Here is a 7,857-nt window from a genome sequence, read left to right as displayed (position 1 = left end):
GCAAAGGCTCGATCACCGTCCACGCAGCGTCAGATATCTCCCCATCCCTCACGACCGACCCAACGATCAGATGATCGGAAAGACACTGCCTAGGAGTGCGCCACACTGGAGGGAGGCAGCCGACGCCGTCGTTCAACCCTCCTTTACCGCCAAGTTGCGGGAGATCACGCCCGCGCCGCCCAGGCACTGGACGTGCAGACCGAGCCGGGCGGGGAGTTCTGGGGATGGGTCAGGCGCACTGTGGGTGTTCAGGCCCGCACCGGTACGGGCGCGCCCGTGAGGCTGCGGCTGGGTTCCGCGCCGGCGGACAAGGCGTCGGGAAAGCTGCACCGGCTCGAGCGGAACGGTCGTTGTGTGGTCATGGAGTTGTCTGCGCAGGCCGGGCCCGGGGTAGAGAAGACAGCCGAACAGGCGGTCGAGAGCGCATGTCACCTCGCTGACCTCGCGGCCCCGAATGGCTGGAGCACGGCGCCGGCCGAGGACGTCCTCGACGCGATCGACATCCTGGCTTCGTAGGTGAGAACTCACACCATTACGGACGGAGGGTTCCCCTTCAATGCCGTGATGATGGCCTGACGGCGATCCGCTGAGGAGGGTGTTCGCCGACGTCGGTTGATCCACAATGGGGCTATGACTGCCATCCAACCGCGGTTCACCATATTCGTGCACCTCACGGCTTTGCCCTCGTGGCTCGCGCTGGGGCGCCCCGAGCGTCAGCAGATCATCGCCGATCATGTGCAACCGCTGCTGGACAAACACGACACTGTCCAGGTCCGATGGTTCGACGCTGAAGCCTGGGCCGCCGCTCCGTCCGATGTTCTAGTGGCGACGACCAACGACCTGACCTCGTGGTCCAATTTGTTCGAGGGTCTTCGCGACAGTCCGCTGTGGAGCGTGCCTTACTTCCGGGTGGAGCTTGTACTGCCGACGATTGAGGACGGCTTCGCCGACTACGAGCGTCGAACCGGGCAGCGTGACTGAGCCGTCGTGAGCGCCGTGATGATGGCCGGCCGATGCGCCAGCTGTGGCGGAAGGGCCTGGGGCGAAGTCAGCCCGCGGTGGTGCCCTGGGCTGCGGCCCGGGCTTGGGTGATGGCGAGGCGATAGGAGTCGGTGCCGGTCTGGATCAGGTTGCCGCCGAAGGTGGGGCGGTCGACGATGGCCGCGCAGAGCCGGGGATCGGTGAAGGTCTTGGTCCAGCCGCTGAAGCTCTCGTTTCGAGGCGATGGCGACGCTGTTCTTCTCCTCTCGCTCCGTCAGGACCTGGAACAGCAGCTCAGCACCCCTGCGGTCGAGCTCCACGACTTGCCGGTGCCCGAGTCGCCGATCAGGAAGAGCGGCACAGCCTTCTTCCCGCAGTGATTTCTCCCGGGGGAAGGCGGCGGCCTTGATCCGTCGTTCCGAACGGCGGCGGGCCCGGTCGTCGCACTGGGCCATCAGCAGTTCGGCGAGGAAACCGCGGTACGACATCTGGTCGCGGGCGGCTGCTTCGGAGAGTTCCGGGAACTGGGCCCTGATGGTGGGCAGCCGCAGCATGCGGCATGCCCGTCGACGGCGGTATCGGCGGCCTGCTCGGTCAGTCCGCGGTGGCGTTTGAACGTCGTCATAGCGTTTCCCCCTCGGCGGCGGAACAGTTCGGCCGCTGACTGGGGCGCAGCAGCTGGACGTAAGCCGCGACCGACGGCAACGGCCGGTTGTCGGGCGGCAGGTGGGCCGGCCGCCGTTCAGTCAGGAACGTCACCCGCGCGCGGTCCGGCTGCGGATCTGCCGTAGCGGGCGGAGCTTCCTCGGCCTCGGCGGCCTTGCGTGCCTCCAGAGCGACCGCGTCTGCGGTCAGGGCGCCGGCCCCCAGGGCGGCGGCGAGCCCGGTCACCAGGTACTCGTGGTGAGGATGCCGACCCAGCAGCAGGACCTCGATCAGTGCCCGGGTGCCTTTCCGGTCACCGTGGGCCTTGCATGCGGCCGCCCACCACGCGTCGCGTACGGGGGTGAACTTGCCTGCGAGCGGGCCTGTTCCCGTTGTCACGGAGTATCGCCGCGTACAGACCGACCTTGGTTTTCGCCGGCACCGGCGCCCCCTCACCATGCAGAGCACTCCCAGCCTCCCACTGCAAGCACCCAAGTGGTGTCAAAACTCAGCGATACCACTCTCCGCCCACACCGGGCGTTGTCGCCGCCGATCGACAACCGGTGTCAGAACTCACCGATAAAGCCGACATCCGCCGGCGAGGCGTCCCGGGCCCGGTCCTACAACGAGCGCGTGTGGAACCCGCCGATGCCGCTGCTGTTCCAGTACGACCGCAGCGGCGAGCCCTCCCACATGACCGGCGAGTTCCTGCGCGCATGTCTCAACGACGTCCTGGAAGCGACCGGCCTGACCGACGCCAGCGGACTCCCCCTGCACTTCGACCCGCACGACTTCCGGCGGATCTTCATCACCGACGCGATCCGCAACGGGCTGCCACCCCACATCGCCCAGGTCATCGCCGGACACGCCGACATCAACACCACCATGGGCTACAACGCGATGCCGGACAAGCCGGTGATGCACCTGCCTTCACCGACGTCATGGCCCGCCTGCGCGTTCCCCGTCGGCGAGGCCGACCTCGCACCAGGCCGGACCTGGTCCTGGCCGACAAGGCGTACTCCTCCCGCGCGATCCGCGAGCACCTGCGCAAGCGCGGCATCCGGGCAGTGATCCCCGTCCCCGCAGACCAGCGCAGCCACCGGCTCCGTCGGGGCAGCCGGGGCGGCAGGCCACCAGCCTTCGACCGCGAGACCTACAAGCAGCGCAACACCGTCGAGCGGTGCATCAACCGCCTCAAGCAGCGGTGCTCGCTGAACTGTCCATGTCGTCGCGGGCGCTGCCGGGCGGGGGTGTGTCAACCCTGGTGAGCAGCAGTGCGAGCACGGCGATCAGGGAGCAACCGGCCATGCCGATGAAGAGTGGCACGGCGGTGTCCTCGCCGCCCAGGCCGACCAGTGGTGAGGCGACGCCGCCCAGGACGCTCTGCAAGGTGCCGAGTACGGCCGAGCCGGTTCCGGCCGCGTGGGGGACTCGCTCGATGGCGAGTGCCGTGGCGGTGCCGAAGACTTGGCCGATGCCGAGGAAGGCGATCGCGATGAGCCCGAGGGCGAGGACACGGTTGAGCTGACCGGCGAGGGTGACCAGCAGCGCCGCCGTGGTGGCGGCCAGGATCGTGGCCAGGCCGATACGCAGCAGCAGTCGCGGGTGGTAGCGGCCGACCAGCCTGGTGTTGACGGTGCTGGAGACGGTTGCGGTCAGGGCGCCGAGCGAGAAGGCGACGGAGGCCTGGCTCACGGTGAAGCCGAGGACGTTCTGGAGCAGGAACGCCGAGCCGGCGATGTAGCAGAACAGCGATCCGCAGGCGAAGGAAAAGGTGAGGGTGTAGCCGACGTAGGCACGGTCGGCCAGCACGGACCGGGTGGCCTGCAGGGTGGCTCCAACACCGCCGGGGCGGCGCCGCTCCTCGGGGAGGCTTTCGGGGATGAAGGACAGCGCGGCCAGGAACATCAGCAGCGATGCCCCCGCCAGGATCCAGAAAACGCCCCGCCAGCCGCCCGCGTTGCTCACGACGGCGCCGCCGGCCAGGGGTGCCACGATCGGGGCTATGCCACCGAGGGCCATCAGCACGCCGAAGAGTCTGGCCGCGACGGCACCGGTCGCGACATCGGAGATGACGGCCCGGCCCACCACGAGGCCGGCCGCGCCACTGAATCCGGTCACGAAACGCAGCACGATGAGCACCCCGAGGTTGGGAGCCGCCGCGCACAGCGCCGTGGCCAGGGTGCATACCGCGGCGCCGGTCAGGATCGGCATGCGCCGTCCGTAGCGGTCGGAGAGCGGACCGAGCACCAGCTGGCCCGCTGCGGTGCCGAACAAGAAGGCGGTCAGGGTGAGTTGGACACCGGAGGCGTCGGTGCCCAAGTCATCGGCCATCGCCGGGAAGGCTGGGAGGTACATGTCCGTGGCGAGCGGTAACACGAACGACAGCAGTGCCAGCGTTGCCGTGAGCAGCGCCGCTGGCCTCTGCGCCGTGCCGGTGGGCGGTATGGGCATCTCGTTCTCCTGAAAGTGCCGACGAACCAGGCTTGCTTATAATTATATAACTATAAGCATGAGCTACGATCGCTGCATGGACGCAACCGAAGCGGCAGGCGATGCGGCACTCTTGCGTGAGGCGAGGAATCTGACTCCGGCCCTCTACGCGCTCGGGCGCGTGCTTCGGTTGCGCGGCGTCAGCGAAGCCGAATTGCCCCCGCTGCCCCCCTCCGACCTCGAAGTGCTCCGCCAGGTGCTGGATTCACCTGGCATCGGCGTTGGCGCACTGGCCCAGGAGCTGGGGCTGCATACGAGTAACGTCAGCACCGCCGTGCGCGGCCTGGTGGCGCAGGGGTTGGTCCGCCGGGAGCCGGATCCGCATGACCGCCGTGCCGTTCAACTCTTCCCGACCATGGGGGCCATTCAGGGCATGGCCATGATCGAGCAGGCGTGGGCCGAGCTCTTCGCGGACTCGCTCGCGACGCTCTCCGAGGACGAACGCACCGCGCTGTCAGCTGCCGTCCCGGCCCTGCGCGCCCTGGCCTCGGCCCTCAAGTCGCAGCGCACCGCACCCCGCAGCTGACAGCCGGGGGCACCGCTCCCGATCCGGCCAGGCGGCTACTTCGTCCCATTGGTCTTGCTTGCCTTGGTGCGGGCCAGGCGATGGGTCCCCTCGCTCAACGAGCCGGAGAAGGCGCAGTTGACAAGTCACGTGGCGCACTTGATCGCCGTGTGTGGTGCTGGTGGGACCGGTTGTCAGTGCCTGCTGTCACCATGGGCGGTCCTGGTCATGTGGCTTCGAGGGGGAGGCTTGTATGCCTTGGGTACGGGACTATGTGCGCTCCGATGGGACGCCGGTTAAGGGCCACTCGCGGTGGGCGCCGGGTGCCAGACGAGAGGTGACGATCTTTGCCGGGTTCGCGTTAGCCGTGGTGGCGTTGGGCAACGGCAGCGCATCGGCGGGGAGCGGGGGCGAGGTTCCGCGGCCGCAGTCGACGGTGCAGTATCCGATCCGGTTCGACAACGCCCCGCCGCCGCAGATTCAGCAGCCGCGGCCCACGGTGTCGTACCCGGTCCGGTTCCCGTCTCCGGAGGGGAACCGATGACCCGTCGGCGTCCGCCGGCGCGGCGGCGCACGCGGCGCCCGAGCAGGCGGAAGCAGCAGCGGGATGCTCAGCTGATCGTCTTTGCTGTGGTGGCGACGGCGGTCATCGGCCTGGTGGTGATGGTGGTCAACTGGCTGCTGGCCCACTGGTGGGTGCTCCTCATGGCCCTGGTGCTCGCCGTGCTGGCGGGCGTCGGGTGGCTCTACAACCGGCAGCAGCGGGCCCGCTGGGACGCCGTCCGCGCGCAAGGCCTGCGCTACGGGCTGGAGCAGCTGGACGCGCTGCACCACGCCAAGTTCGAGGAGGCGGTCCGGGACCTGATGCGCCGGGACGGCTGCCGGGACGCGCAGCGGGTCGGCGGAGGCGGTGACCTGGGCGCGGACGTGAAGGCCACGGATCCGCTCGGGCGGCGCTGGGTGATCCAGTGCAAGCACCGCCGCCACGGCGTGCGGGGCTCGGCAGTGGGCACGCCGGATCTGCAGGTGCTCAACGGGACAGCGAGGCCGGTGCACGGGGCGGACGTCGCGGTGATTGTGACGAACGGCAGGGTGACCGCGCCGGCCGTGGACTTCGCCAAGCAGCAGCGGCTGCATGTGGTGGACCGCCAGACGCTGGCCGTGTGGGCGTCGGGCTCACGACCGCTGTGGGAGTTGCTGCGGGCTGTCCCGCCCCCCAGACGGCCAACGTCTCTGGGTTGAAAACGGCGGCTTGTTGGCCTCGGTGGCGGTCTTGTGGCCTGTGGTCTACCGCTCGACCGCCGGGCGAGCAAGCGCAGGCATGGACGGCGACACGCTCTTCACAATCGGGGTCCTGGCCCGGAGGACCGGGCTCGACCTTGCTGTCATCCGGCAGGTGCTGGACCGGGAGGTCTCGGTGCCCGAGGTCGCGGCCGCACACGCCGATGCCCTCAAGGTGCGGATCCGCACCCTCCGACTGCGGCGCGCGGTGCTGCGAGCGGTGGCCCAAACGGGGCTCCACCCCCGAGGAAATGGACCTCATACACAAGCTTGCCAAGCTCTCCGACGCCGAACGCCGACGCCTTGTCACCGACTTCATCGACGACACCTTCGGCAGGTTCGACGCCAACGCCGCCTTCGTCGACATGATCCGCTCGGCCATGCCCGAACTGCCGGACGACCCCGAGCCCCATCAGGTCGACGCCTGGGTGGAACTCGCCGAAATCACCCAGGACCCCGACTTCCGCGCCGCCGTCCGCCGCATGGCCGAGTACCAGGCGGCCGAGCGCGCCCAGGGTGACGTCACCGGCTTGCATCACGACCTCACCGAGATCGTCCGTGACAGCGTCGGCCGCGCACTCGACGCCGGCATCGCTCCAGCCTCAGCCGAGGCCGCACCCATCACCGACACCCTTACCGCCCGTTACGCGGAAACTTTCAGCCGCGCCGACGACGCCGACTTGCGCCACTGGCTGCTGACCCCGCCTGGAGATCGCCGGCGACCCCCGCGCGGAATGCTACTGGCGCTCACACCCGCAGCAGGCTGCGTGCAGTAGTCCCACACCTGACGGCCACTCCGATCCTCGCGACTTCGATCACGCCGCGAGGGTCTCGGAGCGTTCGACAAGGTGACCGCCCTCGAAGCGGGCTCCGGCGCGGACAAGGCATGGCCAGGGCGGAAGTCGATGTCCGCGAGAACGGGCAGCACTGGTTGTCTCCCCTCGCTGACGTTTGGTCACATCTCATGGAAAGTTTGAGCAAGTACCCCTACTCACGTGAGTACGCGCACTCACGTGGAGGCGGTGGCTCGCTCGGAGACTTGGCGCATGAGACGAACCCCTGCCCTGACCAGCACGGCTGCCCACTCCCCGCGCCGCCCGCGGCCCACGCTTGCGATAGCAGCTCTCGCCGCTCTGGCGCTCGCCGCCTGCGGCACCGAGAAGACCGGCTCTGGCGGACCGCGAAGCAATCCCGCAGACACCGCCGGGGCCCGGCCCAGCGCGGCCTTCACGGAGATGCTGAGAAAGGTCGCGCAGCAGTGTTCCCCTAGCGCTTCGCCAGAGGCGCCGCCGACCGGTCTGCCATCGGCGCCGCCGACCGGTCCGGCGGAGATGTTGCCGACGGGTCTGCCATCGGCGCCGCCGACCGGTCCGGCGGGGCCGTTGCCGTCGGGGGCGACACCGCCGAGTGACGCGATCGAGCCGATCGCGCCCACGGCGGGGCCGGAGGTGGAGTTGAACGCTCGCGACTGGTGCGCGAGCAACCTCCATGAACAGCGCATCGCCCAGGCGCTCTGGGATCTGGCGGACCCAACCCCCACCAAGGTCAGGACGATCCTGAACGACCTCGGTTACATCGACGAGCGTATCCACGACCTCAAGCAGTCCGGTACGACCACGCGGTTCTTTCTCGACCTGCGCGACCAAGGCGGACGGCTCTGCTTGGACGGCTCGGCGGCCGGCGAGAAGACCGTCGTCGACAAATGCGTAGCCCCCGCGACCGGCCCGTTCACACATGGAGAACGGGAACAGTGACTACCGGCTTCAGTCTTCTGGGCGACGATGACAGGAGTCGGTGCTGTCGCTTCTCGTGAACAAATCGAGCTAGGCAGTTTCGTTTGGATCAGTCGGTCGTTGATCCGGGTGTGCCGTTGACTGACGCGCAGTGGGCGCGGATCGAGCCGTTGCTCCCGGACCGGACACCGAAGCGGGGTGGCCGCTGGCGGGATCATC

General features: G+C 68.7%; 8 protein-coding genes and 3 pseudogenes. 8 read left to right on the top strand and 3 right to left on the bottom strand.

Annotated elements, in window-relative coordinates; all coding sequences use genetic code 11:
- Positions 1-192 precede the first annotated feature (192 nt).
- Positions 193-516 (top strand): hypothetical protein, encoded by a 324-nt coding sequence (locus tag ABZ192_RS42855; RefSeq protein ID WP_356929877.1) that lies wholly within the window; start codon positions 193-195, stop codon positions 514-516.
- A gap of 114 nt (positions 517-630) precedes the next feature.
- Entirely contained in the window at positions 631-981 is a 351-nt protein-coding gene (locus ABZ192_RS42850; protein WP_356929876.1) for a darcynin family protein, read from the top strand.
- A gap of 67 nt (positions 982-1,048) precedes the next feature.
- On the opposite strand, the pseudogene ABZ192_RS42845 reads toward ABZ192_RS42850, so the two are convergent.
- Positions 1,049-1,606: pseudogene (locus tag ABZ192_RS42845) on the bottom strand (ATP-binding protein).
- Positions 1,603-2,025, bottom strand: a complete 423-nt coding sequence (locus tag ABZ192_RS42840) for a hypothetical protein (RefSeq protein WP_356929875.1) — start codon at positions 2,023-2,025, stop codon at positions 1,603-1,605. The pseudogene ABZ192_RS42845 and the gene ABZ192_RS42840 overlap by 4 nt, the downstream one beginning before the upstream one ends.
- A 249-nt stretch (positions 2,026-2,274) precedes the next feature.
- Between ABZ192_RS42840 and ABZ192_RS42835 the strand changes: the two are divergent.
- Positions 2,275-2,514 (top strand): annotated as a pseudogene (locus tag ABZ192_RS42835) (site-specific integrase); the annotation flags it as partial.
- Positions 2,515-2,564: 50 nt separating this feature from the next.
- Positions 2,565-2,828, top strand: a pseudogene (locus tag ABZ192_RS42830) (transposase); the annotation flags it as partial.
- On the opposite strand, the gene ABZ192_RS42825 reads toward ABZ192_RS42830, so the two are convergent.
- Positions 2,821-4,080: a multidrug effflux MFS transporter gene (locus ABZ192_RS42825; protein ID WP_356929874.1), complete on the bottom strand. Its 1,260-nt coding sequence runs from the start codon at positions 4,078-4,080 to the stop codon at positions 2,821-2,823. The pseudogene ABZ192_RS42830 and the gene ABZ192_RS42825 overlap by 8 nt on opposite strands.
- A gap of 76 nt (positions 4,081-4,156) precedes the next feature.
- On the opposite strand from ABZ192_RS42825, the gene ABZ192_RS42820 reads away from it, so the two are divergent.
- From ABZ192_RS42820 to ABZ192_RS42805, 4 genes are all read left to right on the top strand, one after another.
- Positions 4,157-4,645 carry a MarR family transcriptional regulator gene (locus ABZ192_RS42820; RefSeq protein WP_356929873.1) on the top strand — a complete coding sequence of 163 codons (489 nt, stop codon included), beginning with the start codon at positions 4,157-4,159 and terminating at the stop codon, positions 4,643-4,645.
- A gap of 519 nt (positions 4,646-5,164) precedes the next feature.
- A complete protein-coding gene (locus ABZ192_RS42815; protein WP_356929872.1) occupies positions 5,165-5,866 on the top strand; it encodes a restriction endonuclease in 702 nt (233 codons plus the stop codon).
- A gap of 290 nt (positions 5,867-6,156) precedes the next feature.
- Positions 6,157-6,681, top strand: coding sequence for a hypothetical protein (locus ABZ192_RS42810; protein ID WP_356929871.1), 525 nt, complete (start codon positions 6,157-6,159; stop codon positions 6,679-6,681).
- A gap of 270 nt (positions 6,682-6,951) precedes the next feature.
- Positions 6,952-7,659 (top strand): hypothetical protein, encoded by a 708-nt coding sequence (locus tag ABZ192_RS42805; RefSeq protein WP_356929870.1) that lies wholly within the window; start codon positions 6,952-6,954, stop codon positions 7,657-7,659.
- Positions 7,660-7,857: the final 198 nt, after the last annotated feature.

Origin of the sequence: Streptomyces sp. NPDC006235 (assembly GCF_040613735.1) — a bacterium.
In the GTDB taxonomy this organism is placed as follows: domain Bacteria; phylum Actinomycetota; class Actinomycetes; order Streptomycetales; family Streptomycetaceae; genus Streptomyces.
Note: the sequence above shows the minus strand (reverse complement) of the source record. Positions and strands in the feature narration are given on the sequence as shown.

Excerpts from the sequence above, each read along its gene's own strand:
- ABZ192_RS42850 (WP_356929876.1), top strand. The coding sequence starts at position 631 with ATGACTGCCATCCAACCGCGGTTCACCATATTCGTGCACCTCACGGCT.
- ABZ192_RS42825 (WP_356929874.1), bottom strand. The coding sequence starts at position 4,080 with ATGCCCATACCGCCCACCGGCACGGCGCAGAGGCCAGCGGCGCTGCTC.
- ABZ192_RS42815 (WP_356929872.1), top strand. The coding sequence starts at position 5,165 with ATGACCCGTCGGCGTCCGCCGGCGCGGCGGCGCACGCGGCGCCCGAGC.
- ABZ192_RS42810 (WP_356929871.1), top strand. The coding sequence starts at position 6,157 with ATGGACCTCATACACAAGCTTGCCAAGCTCTCCGACGCCGAACGCCGA.
- ABZ192_RS42805 (WP_356929870.1), top strand. The coding sequence starts at position 6,952 with ATGAGACGAACCCCTGCCCTGACCAGCACGGCTGCCCACTCCCCGCGC.
- ABZ192_RS42820 (WP_356929873.1), top strand. The coding sequence starts at position 4,157 with ATGGACGCAACCGAAGCGGCAGGCGATGCGGCACTCTTGCGTGAGGCG.